The sequence below is a fragment of the Bacillus manliponensis genome, assembly GCF_000712595.1.
In the GTDB taxonomy this organism is placed as follows: Bacteria; Bacillota; Bacilli; order Bacillales; family Bacillaceae_G; genus Bacillus_A; species Bacillus_A manliponensis.
In genome coordinates, this window is record NZ_JOTN01000014.1 from 1 (window position 1) to 13,853 (window position 13,853).

Genomic DNA, 13,853 nt, shown 5'->3' on the forward strand with positions numbered 1-13,853 from the left:
GAGAAAAGCCAATCTTTTGATTGGCTTTTTTTCGTTACAAACCTTTTGAGGGAATACAAAGGATTTTTTCCTACACTTGACATTTTAAATCCTTTCGCTAAAATGAATGATATTCAGTCATTAAAACGAAAGGATGTAGATAATGGATAAAAAAGAAAGAATTATTAACGCTGCGATTGATGTATTTATTGAAAAAGGAATTGAAAAAGCAAAGATTTCCGATATTGTAAAGGCTGCTGGTATTGCGCAAGGAACGTTTTATTTATACTTCCCTTCTAAATTATCAGTTATGCCCGCGATAGCAGAAGTAATGGTCGAAAGAATGGTACGTTCTGTTACAGAATGCGTACAAAATGAAGCTCCTCTTACAGACCAACTTTCACAAATGATTGATGCTATTTTTGACTTTACAAGGGACCATCGTGACATCCAAGCGATGGTATATGCTGGTCTAACATCAAGTGAACATATAAAAGAATGGGAAACAGTATATCAACCAATTTATTCTTGGATGAACGAGCTTTTAAGCAAAGCAAAACATGCAGGCACCGTGCGCAGCTCTATTCATGTAGAAACAACTTCCAAGCTTTGCATCGCCTTTATTGAATCAGCAGCAGAACAAATTTATTTATATGATCATAAAAAAGATGATCAAGCGAATCTGCATAAAGCAGAAGTATTAAGCTTTTTAAAACATGCATTACGTATTTAAAAAGTACATGTAAAACGAATTCACTTTTAACAAAGGGGTTCGTTTTGTGTGAAAATGAATGAAAGTCAGTCATTGGAGGTTTTATAATGAAAAATAAAGCATGGACATATGTAATCTTAACATGTCTTTTTGAATTGTTTTGGGTGTTCGGTTTCAACACTGCCCACACATGGTGGCACTGGGTAATCATTATCAGTATTATCCTTCTTGATTTCTACTTCTTGTCTAAAGCATGTGAAGCTTTGGCAACAGGTACCGTATATGCAATCTTTGCTGGGGCAGGAACTGTTGGAACAGCGGTAATGGACGTCTTCCTATTTGATGGAAGCTTTTCTGTAGGAAAGTTCTTCTTTGTCGTCATCATTATTCTTGGTGTTATTGGGTTAAAACTAGCTGATAACAAAGAAGAAAAACTAGCAAAAGGAGTTGCGTAAACATGGGTTGGATCTTTGTCTTTTTTGCAGCAATTAGTGAAATCGTTGGTGTTATTGGTCTTAAAATGTACAGTGAGAAGAAAACGTTACGAAACGGTGCAATTTACTTAGGTGGATTTGCAGTTTCCTTCACACTTCTCTATACTTCCTTTCAATATTTACAAGTAAGTATTGCATATGCAGTTTGGATTGGTATTGGAACCGCTGGTGCTGTCTTGTTAAATATGTTTTTCTTTGGGGAATCTAAAAACATGGCACGTATTGTGAGCGTAATGGCGATTGTTATTGGCGTCACTGGATTAAAAGCATTATCTTAATAAAGTGAAACTTCACTCAGTGGGGGTTTTCTTCATCCCCCGCCGAGTGTTAGTTGAACGAATCGGGCTTTACAGGCTGTTAATCTCCCACCTAAACTTCTTCGTTTTCTCTTAAGTTTTGAGGTGGGATTCTTACAGCCCGCAAATAGCGGGATAAAAAAGAAAAGTGGTGTCTTATGTTAGACACCACTTTTCTTATATACTCACACTATAATATTTTCTCAGTAATTTATGTAATAGCGGGATGAACACCGGTGCTAATGCAACGTAGAAAATGAAGTTGCCAATTGCATGGTACATATCGAATGGTAATCCTGCTAACCAATATACCCAAAAATATTTCAAACCATAAAATGGTGCTTGCCATAGTGCCATAATGAAACCATATAACAAACCAGTAAAAGCCGCGTATACACTCATTGCAAGGTGTGGAATTCGTTCAAATAATGGACGAATAACAATACCTGTTAAAAGTGCAATTACCGCATAGCCAATCACTTGCGGAATAGTCCATAGTCCCATTCCGAGGACAAGGTTTGATAAAATCATCGACAATGCACCAATTAGCACACCGTATTTCACACCCATTACAAGTGCAATAATAATAATGATTACTGTCATCGGTTGTACATTTGGAATAAATGAAAATGTAATACGCCCCGCAACTGTTAACCCAGTAAGCATTGCCACTAATACGATACTTTTTACATGTGTGAGCGGGATATTCCGAAATTCATCACTTAACTTCATGTAAGTCCCATGTAATCACGTCGCCAGCTTTCACTTTGATGTCTTTTGCACCCTTCATTGCAGGCTCGTCATTCACTTCGAACATCCAGTACTTACTTGCATCTGCATCTTGTTTTTTACCTTCGATTGAAGTAATCATACCGTTATCATCTTCAATTTTGAAGTTTTCTTTCATGATATCGTATACGTTCGCATCAGCTTTTACATCTACTGCTTTTTTCGCAACTTCTTCTTTTCCATTATCCATTGTTACTTCAATTGTAACCTGTGATTTCGTATCTTTCTTCGTTTCTTTCGCTGTATCTTGGCAGCCTGTGATGATCATCATCATTGCAATAAGTAAAGATGTCATCATTAATTTTACTCTTTTCATTTCTAAATCCTCCTTCATATAAGTGCAGAATAACTTCATGAATATTGAAATAATAATGAAGCCAAAAGTTATTATAGCACATAACTAAAAAAAAGACGCATTCCTCAGAACACGTCTTTTCTTCTTAGTAACGAATTAAGAAATACTTCTTCTTACCGCGGCGAATAATTGTAAACTTTCCTTCGATGCGGTCCTTTTCTGTTACAACATAATCTAACTCTTGTGTACGCTCACCGTTAATGTAAACTGCACCGTTCGTCACATCTTCACGTGCTTGACGTTTTGACGGTGAAATTTTACTTTCAACAAGTAAGTCGATTAATGCTGTATCTTCTGCATTACGCTCTACAGATGGTACATCTTTAAAACCTTGTTCAATTTCATTTGCAGTTAATTCTGCAACAGAACCGCTAAATAGTGCCGCAGAAATTTTGATCGCTTGTTCTAATGCTTCTTCGCCGTGAACAAGTTTTGTCATTTCAGCTGCTAATGCTTTTTGTGCTGCACGTTTTCCTGGATCTTCTTCTACTTGCTTTTCTAACTCAATGATTTCTTCATGAGATAAGAATGTGAAGTATTTTAAGTATTTAACAACGTCGCGGTCATCTGTATTAATCCAGAACTGGTAGAACTCATATGGCGTTGTTTTTTCTGGATCTAACCAAACTGCGCCACCTTCTGTTTTACCAAATTTCGTACCATCAGATTTTGTAACAAGCGGGATTGTTAAACCAAATGCTTTCGCATCTTCTTCTGACTTACGAATTAACTCAAGGCCAGCTGTAATGTTCCCCCACTGATCGCTACCACCAATTTGCAGGCGGCAACCGTGCTGATTGTATAAGTTTAAGAAATCGTATGATTGTAAAATCATGTAACTAAACTCTGTGAAGGAAATACCTGTATCTAAACGAGATGCTACTGTATCTTTCGCTAACATATAGTTTAAGCCGAAGTTTTTACCAACGTCACGTAAGAATGTAATAACATCTAAATTACCAAGCCAGTCATAGTTATTTGCTAATGTTGCTTTATTTTCTACACCTTCAAAGTCTAAAAACTTAGCAAGCTGATTTTTCAAGCTCTCTGTGTAGTAAGCAACTGTTTCTTTTGTATTTAATGAACGCTCTGCTTTTTTACCACTTGGGTCACCGATCATTCCAGTACCACCGCCAACAAGAGCGATTGGTTGATGACCAGCTAATTGGAAGCGACGTAACATTAATAAAGGTAACATATGACCAATGTGTAAGCTATCTGCAGTTGGGTCAAAACCACAGTATAATTTCACACTTTCTTTTTCTAATAACTCTTGTAAACCTTCAGCATCTGTTTGCTGATTAATTAGACCACGAAACTCAAGATCTTGTAATAGATTCATTTCATTCACTCCTTTAAAAAAATCGTTTGTGCGTAGAATTTGAGAACATAAAAAAATCGTCCCCTAAAATAAGGGACGATTTTTGATCGCGATACCACCCTAGTTGCAGGCAAAATAAGCCTACCACTTCATTCACATAACGGCTCATCACCGTCTTTCCCCTTTTGAATATCGTTCAATCGAAGAAAGATGCTCCAGAGTTGTAATTCGCGATCATCTATGTGCTGATTTTCACCGACCATCAGCTCTCTAAAACAGGGAAATGATCACTACTTCTCCCTTTCCACGCTCAATTATTTATATACTTTTCTTTATATCATTATTTGTATAGGTGTGTCAAATGGAGGTTGCAATCCATATTGTAACAGCTGAAAATAATGCGACTCCATTTTTTCTTCTCATAAACTTATACAAACAACAAAGGTAACAGGTTCAATATTTTTTTATTTTATCTTTTTCATAACTTTTGCCGGATTCCCTCCAACAACAACATTATCCGGTACATCTTTCGTCACAACTGCACCAGATGCAACAACGACATTATTACCAATCGTAACACCAGGGTTAATTACCGCTCTTCCCCCAATCCACACGTTATCCCCAATCTTTACTGATTTTCCAAATTCCGCACCACTTACTCGCTCTACCGCATTAAGTGGATGTGCTGCTGTATAAATGTGAACACCCGGAGCTAACATACAATTGTTACCGATATGTACTGGACATACATCTAAAATGACACAATCGAAGTTCGCATAAAAATTCTCGCCAACATGGATATTGTAACCGTAGTCACATCGAAATGAAGATTCCATATAAATGTTTTCACCAGTACTACCAAATAGCTTCTTCAAAATTACAGTTCGCTCTTCTTGCTTCGCTTCACACGTTTCATTAAACTTTCTTGTTAATAGACGTGCTTGTCTTCTTTCTTCTACTAACCTTGCATCAGACGCGATATACAACTCACCTTGCACCATTTTTTCTTTTTCTGTTTTCATACATAATACTCCCCTATATACATCTTGTTTTTGAGCAGCTAAAGAACTGCCTCGAAATCACAAAGAAACATACACTCACTTTCTATATGTGTTTTAAACAACGCACGTGGCAGTCAAAAGCACTGTCCGTTACTACACATCACCAGTTCCTCTCTACCACCAAAAAGCAAGGTTTTTGATTCTCTGTTTTTTATTTTTACTTCTATATCATAACAAATAAGAAAGGCCTGAACATTTCGTTCAGACCTTTCTTATTTAATCTTCCATTGTTGATAAATCGCCAGTTGGCAAGTTTAACTCCCACGCTTTTAACACACGTCTCATAATTTTACCGCTTCTCGTTTTCGGTAATTTATCTCGGAATTCAATTTGTCTTGGCGCTGCATGAGCTGCAAGGCCCTTCTTTACAAATTGACGAATGTCTTCTTTTAATTCATCAGATGCTTCGTATCCTTCGCGCAGCGCAATAAACGCTTTAATAATTTCACCGCGCACTGGGTCTGGAATACCAATAACACCAGCTTCTGCAACTGCTGCATGTTCAATTAATTTACTTTCTACTTCAAATGGCCCAACGCGCTCACCAGAAGTCATAATGACATCATCAATGCGGCCTTGGAACCAGAAATATCCGTCTTCATCCATATAAGCTGAATCACCAGATACATACCAGTCACCTTGCATAAAGTAAGACTCATACTTTTGTGGATTGTTCCATACTGCACGCATCATAGATGGCCAGCCTTTTCCAATCGCTAAGTTCCCCATTGTATATGGCGGTACTTCATTTCCTTCGTTATCAACAATCGCAGCCTTTACGCCTGGAATTGGTTTCCCCATTGAACCTGGACGAATTTCCATACAAGGGTAATTACAAATAACTTGTGCACCTGTTTCTGTCATCCACCACGTATCATGAATGCGAAGTTGGAACACTTTCATCGCCCAGCGAATAACTTCTGGGTTTAGCGGCTCACCAACACTTAAAATGTGGCGAAGTGCCGATAAGTCATATTTTTTAAGTGCTTCTTCACCAGCTCCCATTAACATACGGAATGCTGTTGGTGCACTATACCAAACTGTTACACCGTAATCTTCTAGCGTTTCATACCATGCCTCTGGGCTAAAACGGCCACCTAACACAACATTTGAAGCACCAACTAACCAAGGTGCAAAAATACCATAAGCAGTTCCTGTTACCCACCCTGGATCAGCTGTACACCAATATACATCGTCTTCTTTTAAATCAAGAACCCACTTCGCCGTTTGATATTGTTGTACCATCGCATTTTGCACATGAAGTACACCTTTTGGCTTTCCAGTAGACCCAGATGTATAATGAAGAATTAAACCATCTTCTCTTCCTAACCATTCAATTTTTAAGTCTTTCGAAGCTTTTTCAAATAATGGTTTAAAAGAAACGATTTTTCCGCCTTCTTCTACATTATCGCCTACTAAGAACACTGTTTTTAATGATGGTAAATCATTAAATGGTACGCGCTCTAATAGTTCAGGCGTCGTAATTAATACTTTCGCTTCGCTATCTTCTAAGCGGTCACGCACTGCACCTTCCATGAACGCTTCAAATAATGGACCAACAATTGCCCCAAGTTTTACTGCACCGAGTAATGTAAAATATAATTCAGGTGAACGCGGCATGAAGATAAACACACGGTCGCCTTTTTCAACATCACCGTAGCTTTTCAAAACATTTGCTGCTTTATTTGAGAAATCTTTCATTTCTTTAAATGTATATTTCTCTTTTCGATTTCCATCTTGGTAATATAAAGCAACTTTATTTTTACGATGCGACTTCGCATGCTTATCAATTGCTTCATATGCCATGTTTACTCTACCAGTTTCATGCCAAGAAAAATTTTTGTTCACATCTTCCCAATTAAAATTTGCGTATGTTTCCTCATAACTTAATAAATTATTTTCTCCTTTAATGATAGGAAGCGTTTCCACTTTCATACTTTACATCCCCCTTCTATGTATTCTATTATCTATTATAAAGATACAATTTAAAATTTTCAGTATATTTTACGTTTTTCAGACAAATTTTTACTGACAAAATTCGATGAACATTGCACAATTCATACTGTACGATAGAATAGAGTTTGCACTTTCACCTCATCATTTCCAGCTCAGTAGATAACAGATTCACAAATTGATAAAGGTGGTGAGTAACCATTGATTCATAACAAAGTATATAACGCTAGAAGCTTAAAAACAGGAAAAGGAACGTTAATTGTTGAAGGACCTGTCTCAACTCATAATCTAGAAATGTATGAATTTCATCCGGATTTAGTTGCCTTCAGACCAGCCGAACAACAATATAAAGCAATTGTCGAAATTTCTAAGTTACCAGAAGCACGCATTATCGTTGCTCGTCAGGAGCAACTCATTGTTGGATATGTGACTTACTTATACCCAGATCCTCTCGAAAGATGGTCAGAAGGAAAAATGAAAGACTTAATTGAACTCGGGGCTATTGAAGTTGCACCTGCATTTCGCGGCTGTGCTGTCGGTAAGAATTTATTAGAAGTTTCAATGATGGACGACAACATGGAAGATTATATTATTTTAACAACCGAATATTATTGGCATTGGGACTTAAAACAAACAGGCTTAAATGTTTGGGAGTACCGAAAGATTATGGAAAAGATGATGAATGCCGGCGGACTCGAATGGATGGCGACTGACGATCCAGAAATTTGTTCACACCCAGCGAACTGTTTAATGGTACGTATCGGAAAACGAGCGTCTTCTGATTCAATTCAAAAATTTGACCGCCTACGTTTTCAAAATCGATTTATGTACTAGAAAGGAGGCTCTTTATGATTATTGAAGAAATTATGAACCGAACCGTCATCACACTTCGGCCAACTGATACAATTGAAACAGCACTACGAACATTGAACGAAAAAAGCATCCGCCACATCCCAATTGTCAATGAAGAATATGAAGTCGTTGGCATTATTTCTGACCGCGATGTGCGAGATGCAAGCCCATCTATTCTCGATGCGAGTGTTTCAATGGATACGTTATCCTTACCAATCGAACGTATTATGAAACACCCTGTTATGACATGCCATCCACTTGATTTCGTTGAAGAAATTGCGACGTTATTTTTCGAACATAAAATTGGCTGTCTTCCTGTTACACAAGGCGGGAAACTCGTTGGTATTATCTCTGAATCAGCAGTACTTCATACGCTAGTAAAATTAACTGGTGCACATCAACCGAGCTCACAAATTGAAGTACAAGTAAAAAATGAACCTGGTATTCTAGGAAAAGTCGTTGCCATTTTTAGTGAGCTTCGTATAAATATCGTTAGCGTTCTTGTCTACCCAGCAAAAGACGAATCGCATAAAGTACTCGTATTCCGCATTCAAACGATGAATCCTTTAAAAGCAATTGAACAATTAGAACAAAATGGCTATCACGTATTATGGCCAAATATGATGGGGATGGAAACATGAACAACGTCTTTATTTACTCAGATGATTACCGGGGCTATTCTTTTAGCCCCGACCATCCTTTTAATCAACTTCGCGTAACGTTAGCGTATGACTTACTACAAAAAGGTGGTTTCATTGCCCCCGAGCAAGTCGTACCACCACGCATGGCAACAGATGAGGAAATTGCTTTAATTCATACAGAGGAATACATAAATGCGGTAAAACGTGCTGGAGAAGGCAAGTTAGAAAAAACAATTGGAACGGCATACGGCATTGGAACAGATGATACACCGATGTTTCCAAACATGCACGAAGCAAGTGCTTTACTCGTTGGCGGAACATTAACAGCTGTTGATGCCGTACTAGCTGGCAATGCAACAAGCGCCCTCAATTTAGGTGGTGGCTTACACCATGGATTTCGTAATAAAGCATCAGGATTTTGCATTTATAATGACAGTTCAATCGCGATTCAATATATGAGAGAAAAATATGGACTTCGCGTATTATATATCGATACAGATGCTCATCATGGCGATGGTGTACAGTGGTCTTTTTATGATGACCCAAATGTATGCACCATTTCCCTTCATGAGACAGGTCGTTATCTATTTCCTGGAACAGGTGCTGTAAATGAACGCGGTCAAGGCGTTGGTTACGGATACAGTTTTAACGTACCACTCGACGCGTTTACAGAAGACGATTCGTTTTTATACGCTTATCGTACCGTTGTAAAAGAAGTTGCCACTTACTTTAAACCAGACATTATACTGACGCAAAATGGAGCGGATGCTCATTATTATGATCCTCTCACACATCTTTGTTCAACAATGCGAATTTATCGTGAAATTCCAAAGCTGGCTCGGGAAATTGCTGATGAATTTTGCGGTGGTCGCTGGATTGCTGTTGGCGGCGGTGGCTATGACATATGGCGCGTCGTTCCAAGAGCGTGGGCAAGCATTTGGCTCGAAATGAACAACATCCAAAACATCTCAGGATATCTCCCGCCAGAATGGATTGAAGCTTGGAAAGGACAAGCACCTACTGAACTCCCTCTTACTTGGGAGGATGACCACAACATGTACAAACCAATTCCACGCAAACAAGAAATTGAAGAAAAAAATGCATTAACGGTAGCGAAGTGCCTTGAAATTATTCGGAATAATATGAAAAAGACTTTGTATTAAAAAGAAAAACCTTTCTTTTTTAGGTGGAAGAGAGCATCTGGCCGAGTGCAGTAACGGTCAGGGCCTTTTTCTATCATTTGCCAAACTTCAAGTAAACCCCTTTTAAAATCGTTTTATATAGAATAGGATTTTAATCCTATTCTATTTTTATGAAAGGATGCTAAAAATGTGGAAACAACAAATCATACATACAAAACGTGGATACTTTGAACTATTTACAAAAGGAACTGGCGAACCACTTTGTATTACCCACCACTATTCACAGTTTAATGAAACAGGTGATTACTTTGCAGATTCCTTTACGAAAACACACCAAGTATTTTTAGTAAACTTAAAAGATGCAGGCAACTCTACACAAGCTCATCAAGAAGATGAATTAAGTATGAGAGAAACTGTAAATGATTTAGAAGCTGTGCGAGAGGCACTGAAACTCTCCACTTGGCACTACGCTGGCCATTCAACTGGCGGTATGCTTGGACTCTTATATGCCATTCATTATCCAAAGTCACTACAATCTTTAATTGTAGTGGGCGCAGCTGCTAGTAACTATACAAAAACAAAAAACTGTATTTACAACGAAAATCATCCACAATTTCAGTACATGCAAGATCTCATCGAACAGTTAAAACTACCATCTCTTTCAAAAGAGGAGCGCATGCATCTATCAATTGAACGAACAAAATTATCATTATACAAACAAGACAACTACGACACATATTTTGCAAAACCAATTTATAAAACGATGGCAACAAGCCGTATGAACTATTTCTCTAAAGAATACCCTGCGTTTGATTTACATGCTGAACTTACTCGTATCATCACAAAAACACTCATTATTTGTGGTGAGCATGATGTACAATGCCCAGTAGAATATTCAATAGAGATGCATAAGTACATACCGAATTCTGTCTTTGTTCGCTTTGAACATAGCAATCATTATCCTTTTTTAGAAGAAGAGGAGAAGTTTTTAAGTGTCATTCAGGAATTTTATGAATTACTCTCAAAGGAGCAAGTGAACAATGCATAGAAATGGCGAAAACTATATAACTGTTAATGGAATTGGGCATTGGTATAAAATCGGTGGTGCCGAGCATAATACCATTCCAATTATAGTTGTCCACGGGGGACCTGGTGGCAATCACTATGTTTCCGAAAGAACTGTTGGACCAAAATTAGAATCATTCGCAACGGTTATTTACTACGAACAACGTGGGTGCGGACGCTCTAGTGCACCAACTGATGATAATGCTTACTCTATTCCTTTATTAATTAATGACTTAGAAAAAATAAGAAAAGCACTACACATTCCCACATTTCACCTATTAGGCTATTCCTTTGGCGGACAGCTTTGTTTAGAATACACATTAGCTTATCCAAACCATGTTACATCACTGCTTTTACAAGCTCCTTCCACTGGAAATTATGAAGATATGTATCAGAAACAGCTAGCGGCATTTGAAAGTATTACGACCGGAAAAATAAGGGTGAAAGTTCAACATATTCAAGAACTTCCTTTATCTTTAAAAGAAAAATACGACATGATATGGAATGTAGTCGATACAGAAACAGTTGATCGTTTCTTATTTCAAAATGCAGATTGTGCACAGAGAAACCGTACACTTTGGAAAAGAAGCGGCTTACAAAATACAGGTCTCATGGCAAAGGTTGTATTTCGTTCTCGCTCCTCCACTCCACTAAAAGAACGAATTTCTTCTATTACTGTACCAACACTATTTCTTGTTGGGAAACACGACCGAAATACTGGAATCTTTATGAGTGAACAGCTAGCAAATCAAATGCAACATGTTAGTATAAAAGTCTTTGAAAATAGTGCACACTTTCCAGACATTGAAGAAACAGAAGCGTACGCCAATGAAGTTCAGCGCTTTTTAGAGCTTACATAAAGAAAAGCCGCTTCAATAGAAGCGGCTTTGTTATGCTATAGAATTAACGCATTCCTCTCATAAACCCTTGAATCTTTGGTGACATCATAAATAATGCAACACTTAAGATTATAGAAGCAAGTCCAATTGCACCGAAGTACAGTACTTCCGTTTCTGGACTATATAGACGTACAAGCTGCGCATTAATCGCTTGCGCTGATGCACTAGATAAGAACCATAAGCTCATCGTTTGTGCTGAGAAAGCGGCTGGTGCTAATTTTGTCGTTACAGACAGTCCAACTGGTGATAAACATAACTCTCCCATTACAACTAAGAAGAAGCTAAGTACAAGCCACATTGGATTAACTAACGACTCTGTTCCATTCATGTATGCTGGAATAATCATGACGATAAATGATAAACCAGCAAACAGTAGTCCAATCGCAAATTTCTTTGGTGTAGATGGTTGGCGATTGCCAAGCTTCAGCCATAACCAAGCAAATACTGGTGCAAAGAAAATAATAAACAATGGATTTAACGACTGGAACCAAGCTGGCTGTAAGTCTAGACCAGCAAAGCTAAGTTGAGTACGCTGATCCGCATAAATAGCTAGAATGATAGAACCTTGTTCTTGAATTGTCCAAAACATCGTCGCCGCTATAAATAACGGGATATATGCAATAAGACGTGAGCGCTCTACCTCTGTTGTTTTTGGACTACGGTACATCACAATAAAGTAGGCAGTTGGAATAACAACCCCTAGCAAACTAATTAACAAAGTGAAGTTATCAATTGTTGCAAAGCCCATTTTAAATGCTAATGCACTTAATAACACGATAAAGAAGATGCCGATACCAATTTGTTTAAATACACGACCCTTCTCATCTTCTGTTAATGGATTTGGAACTGTTGTCCCAGCTAATCCAAGATTTTTCTTCTTCGTCATCACAAATACAATAAGCCCTAACAGCATACCAATTGCAGCTAATCCAAAACCAAGATGGAAGTTATATGTTTGTCCAACTGTACCAACGATAAACGGTGCAGTAAATGCTCCTAAGTTAATTCCCATATAGAAAATGCTAAACCCTGCATCACGGCGATGGTCTTCTGCACTATATATATCTCCTACGACACTAGATACATTTGGCTTTAAAAATCCTGTTCCTAAAATGATGAATGCCATCGATACAAATAAAGCAGTTGCACCGGCAGGTAACGCTAAAATAATATGACCAATCATAATTAAAACGCCGCCGTAAAATACCGCTTTCGTTGTTCCTAACAATCGGTCAGCTACCCATCCCCCGATGATACCTGACATATACACAAGCGATCCATAAATCGCCATAATAGATGCCGCTGTCGTTTTATCGAGTCCTAATCCACCTTTAGAAACCTCATAATACATGTAGTAAATGAGTAACGCTTTCATTCCATAGTACGAAAAACGCTCCCAGAACTCGGTGAAAAACAACGTGAATAACCCTTTAGGATGTCCAAAGAATCCTGTTTGCGGGATGCTTTGAATAACTTTGTTTTTCTCATTCACAGACATAACCTATTCCCCTTTGAAAAAATTTAAATGATTGTAACTATTTCATTATATTATAAGTTATATAATTATAAAATATAATTATTTTCAGAAAATATTACATTTCACATAAATATTCAAAAAATGAAAAGGTTATTGGTTTTTCTCCATATTAATTTTGCAAACCAGAACAAAGTCGGGATATAGAGAAATACCTTTATATTCATTTAAACATAACAATGTATTATCCCTTCCAAAGCCCATTTATGGAAAACGCTTACTGATTTCCGAATCTTCCCTATTTCTCGTTTTCCCTTCCTTTCTATTGTTATTTCATATAAAATGTGTCGAGTGGAACACTAGACGATACAAACAATTTGAAAGGAGTGCAATTATACTATGTCTATGTTAAACGAATTTAAAAAGTTTGCGTTAAAAGGAAATGTTATAGATTTAGCAGTCGGGGTTGTAATCGGCGGCGCGTTCGGAAAAATCGTAACATCTTTAGTAAACGACATTATTACCCCTATCATTGGATTATTACTTGGTGGCGTAGATTTCTCAGGTCTAGCTTACAAATATAAAGATGCTTCTATCAAGTACGGTGCATTTATTCAAACAATTGTGGACTTCTTAATTATCGCATTCTCGATCTTCTTATTCATTAAACTATTCAACAAATTAACATTCAAAAAGGCAGAAGAGGTAAAAGAAGAAGCACCAGCACCAACAAAAGAAGAAGCTCTTCTTGGAGAGATCCGTGATTTATTAAAACAGCAAAATGCTTCTAAAGATAATATGTAATAAAAAAACTCACAGC

The 13,853-nt window shown here is 37.5% G+C and carries 15 protein-coding genes and 1 other annotated feature; of the genes, 9 read left to right on the forward strand and 6 right to left on the reverse strand.

Annotation, left to right across the window (positions count from 1 at the left end):
- Nucleotides 1–139: 139 nt before the first annotated feature.
- The 3 genes from BAMA_RS15495 (at nucleotide 140) to BAMA_RS15505 (ending at nucleotide 1,463) form a co-directional block, all read left to right on the forward strand.
- Nucleotides 140–712 (forward strand): TetR/AcrR family transcriptional regulator, encoded by a 573-nt coding sequence (locus BAMA_RS15495; RefSeq protein WP_034640810.1) that lies wholly within the window; start codon nucleotides 140–142, stop codon nucleotides 710–712.
- 86 nt (nucleotides 713–798) lie between these two features.
- Entirely contained in the window at nucleotides 799–1,146 is a 348-nt protein-coding gene (locus BAMA_RS15500; RefSeq protein WP_034640812.1) for a DMT family transporter, read from the forward strand.
- A 2-nt stretch (nucleotides 1,147–1,148) separates the two neighbouring features.
- Entirely contained in the window at nucleotides 1,149–1,463 is a 315-nt protein-coding gene (locus BAMA_RS15505) for a DMT family transporter (protein ID WP_034640814.1), read from the forward strand.
- A 195-nt stretch (nucleotides 1,464–1,658) separates the two neighbouring features.
- Here the strand turns inward: BAMA_RS15505 and BAMA_RS15510 are convergent, their stop codons facing one another.
- From BAMA_RS15510 to acsA, 5 genes are all read right to left on the reverse strand, one after another.
- Nucleotides 1,659–2,213, reverse strand: coding sequence for an ECF transporter S component (locus tag BAMA_RS15510; protein ID WP_034640816.1), 555 nt, complete (start codon nucleotides 2,211–2,213; stop codon nucleotides 1,659–1,661).
- Nucleotides 2,200–2,586: a DUF4430 domain-containing protein gene (locus tag BAMA_RS15515; RefSeq protein WP_034640818.1), complete on the reverse strand. Its 387-nt coding sequence runs from the start codon at nucleotides 2,584–2,586 to the stop codon at nucleotides 2,200–2,202. Before BAMA_RS15515 ends, BAMA_RS15510 begins: the two co-directional genes overlap by 14 nt.
- Nucleotides 2,587–2,710: 124 nt before the next feature.
- Complete coding sequence (gene tyrS, locus BAMA_RS15520) at nucleotides 2,711–3,967, reverse strand: tyrosine--tRNA ligase (RefSeq protein ID WP_034640821.1); 1,257 nt, start codon at nucleotides 3,965–3,967, stop codon at nucleotides 2,711–2,713.
- Between the two features lie 68 nt (nucleotides 3,968–4,035).
- Nucleotides 4,036–4,262 (reverse strand) — a binding site (T-box leader).
- A 148-nt stretch (nucleotides 4,263–4,410) separates the two neighbouring features.
- Complete coding sequence (locus tag BAMA_RS15525) at nucleotides 4,411–4,968, reverse strand: maltose acetyltransferase domain-containing protein (protein WP_034640823.1); 558 nt, start codon at nucleotides 4,966–4,968, stop codon at nucleotides 4,411–4,413.
- Nucleotides 4,969–5,223: 255 nt separating this feature from the next.
- Nucleotides 5,224–6,942 (reverse strand): acetate--CoA ligase, encoded by a 1,719-nt coding sequence (acsA, locus tag BAMA_RS15530; protein ID WP_034640825.1) that lies wholly within the window; start codon nucleotides 6,940–6,942, stop codon nucleotides 5,224–5,226.
- Nucleotides 6,943–7,161: 219 nt separating this feature from the next.
- Between acsA and BAMA_RS15535 the strand changes: the two genes are divergently transcribed.
- The 5 genes from BAMA_RS15535 to BAMA_RS15555 all read left to right on the forward strand — a co-directional run bounded on the left by BAMA_RS15535 (nucleotide 7,162) and on the right by BAMA_RS15555 (nucleotide 11,520).
- Entirely contained in the window at nucleotides 7,162–7,794 is a 633-nt protein-coding gene (locus BAMA_RS15535) for a GNAT family N-acetyltransferase (RefSeq protein ID WP_034640827.1), read from the forward strand.
- A 14-nt stretch (nucleotides 7,795–7,808) separates the two neighbouring features.
- A complete protein-coding gene (locus BAMA_RS15540; protein ID WP_034640829.1) occupies nucleotides 7,809–8,453 on the forward strand; it encodes an acetoin utilization AcuB family protein in 645 nt (214 codons plus the stop codon).
- The gene (locus BAMA_RS15545; RefSeq protein ID WP_157406021.1) at nucleotides 8,450–9,616 is read left to right on the forward strand and encodes an acetoin utilization protein AcuC; all 1,167 of its coding nucleotides are present in this window, start codon (nucleotides 8,450–8,452) and stop codon (nucleotides 9,614–9,616) included. Before BAMA_RS15540 ends, BAMA_RS15545 begins: the two co-directional genes overlap by 4 nt.
- Before the next feature lie 166 nt (nucleotides 9,617–9,782).
- A complete protein-coding gene (locus BAMA_RS15550; RefSeq protein ID WP_034640834.1) occupies nucleotides 9,783–10,643 on the forward strand; it encodes an alpha/beta fold hydrolase in 861 nt (286 codons plus the stop codon).
- Entirely contained in the window at nucleotides 10,636–11,520 is an 885-nt protein-coding gene (locus tag BAMA_RS15555) for an alpha/beta fold hydrolase (RefSeq protein WP_034640836.1), read from the forward strand. The genes BAMA_RS15550 and BAMA_RS15555 overlap by 8 nt, the downstream gene beginning before the upstream one ends.
- A gap of 43 nt (nucleotides 11,521–11,563) precedes the next feature.
- Here BAMA_RS15555 and BAMA_RS15560 read toward each other — a convergent pair whose 3' ends face one another.
- Nucleotides 11,564–13,057, reverse strand: a complete 1,494-nt coding sequence (locus BAMA_RS15560) for a peptide MFS transporter (RefSeq protein ID WP_034640838.1) — start codon at nucleotides 13,055–13,057, stop codon at nucleotides 11,564–11,566.
- 381 nt (nucleotides 13,058–13,438) lie between these two features.
- Here BAMA_RS15560 and mscL point away from each other — a divergent pair, with 381 nt between their 5' ends.
- Nucleotides 13,439–13,837, forward strand: a complete 399-nt coding sequence (gene mscL / locus BAMA_RS15565) for a large conductance mechanosensitive channel protein MscL (RefSeq protein WP_034641094.1) — start codon at nucleotides 13,439–13,441, stop codon at nucleotides 13,835–13,837.
- Nucleotides 13,838–13,853 lie beyond the last annotated feature (16 nt).

What these genes read in the sequence shown, in the direction of transcription:
- tyrS (WP_034640821.1), bottom strand. Translation starts at nt 3,967, where the DNA reads ATGAATCTATTACAAGATCTTGAGTTTCGTGGTCTAATTAATCAGCAA.
- BAMA_RS15540 (WP_034640829.1), top strand. Translation starts at nt 7,809, where the DNA reads ATGATTATTGAAGAAATTATGAACCGAACCGTCATCACACTTCGGCCA.
- BAMA_RS15500 (WP_034640812.1), top strand. Translation starts at nt 799, where the DNA reads ATGAAAAATAAAGCATGGACATATGTAATCTTAACATGTCTTTTTGAA.
- acsA (WP_034640825.1), bottom strand. Translation starts at nt 6,942, where the DNA reads ATGAAAGTGGAAACGCTTCCTATCATTAAAGGAGAAAATAATTTATTA.
- BAMA_RS15560 (WP_034640838.1), bottom strand. Translation starts at nt 13,057, where the DNA reads ATGTCTGTGAATGAGAAAAACAAAGTTATTCAAAGCATCCCGCAAACA.
- mscL (WP_034641094.1), top strand. Translation starts at nt 13,439, where the DNA reads ATGTTAAACGAATTTAAAAAGTTTGCGTTAAAAGGAAATGTTATAGAT.
- BAMA_RS15505 (WP_034640814.1), top strand. Translation starts at nt 1,149, where the DNA reads ATGGGTTGGATCTTTGTCTTTTTTGCAGCAATTAGTGAAATCGTTGGT.
- BAMA_RS15555 (WP_034640836.1), top strand. Translation starts at nt 10,636, where the DNA reads ATGCATAGAAATGGCGAAAACTATATAACTGTTAATGGAATTGGGCAT.
- BAMA_RS15515 (WP_034640818.1), bottom strand. Translation starts at nt 2,586, where the DNA reads ATGAAAAGAGTAAAATTAATGATGACATCTTTACTTATTGCAATGATG.
- BAMA_RS15550 (WP_034640834.1), top strand. Translation starts at nt 9,783, where the DNA reads ATGTGGAAACAACAAATCATACATACAAAACGTGGATACTTTGAACTA.
- BAMA_RS15545 (WP_157406021.1), top strand. Translation starts at nt 8,450, where the DNA reads ATGAACAACGTCTTTATTTACTCAGATGATTACCGGGGCTATTCTTTT.
- BAMA_RS15510 (WP_034640816.1), bottom strand. Translation starts at nt 2,213, where the DNA reads ATGAAGTTAAGTGATGAATTTCGGAATATCCCGCTCACACATGTAAAA.
- BAMA_RS15525 (WP_034640823.1), bottom strand. Translation starts at nt 4,968, where the DNA reads ATGAAAACAGAAAAAGAAAAAATGGTGCAAGGTGAGTTGTATATCGCG.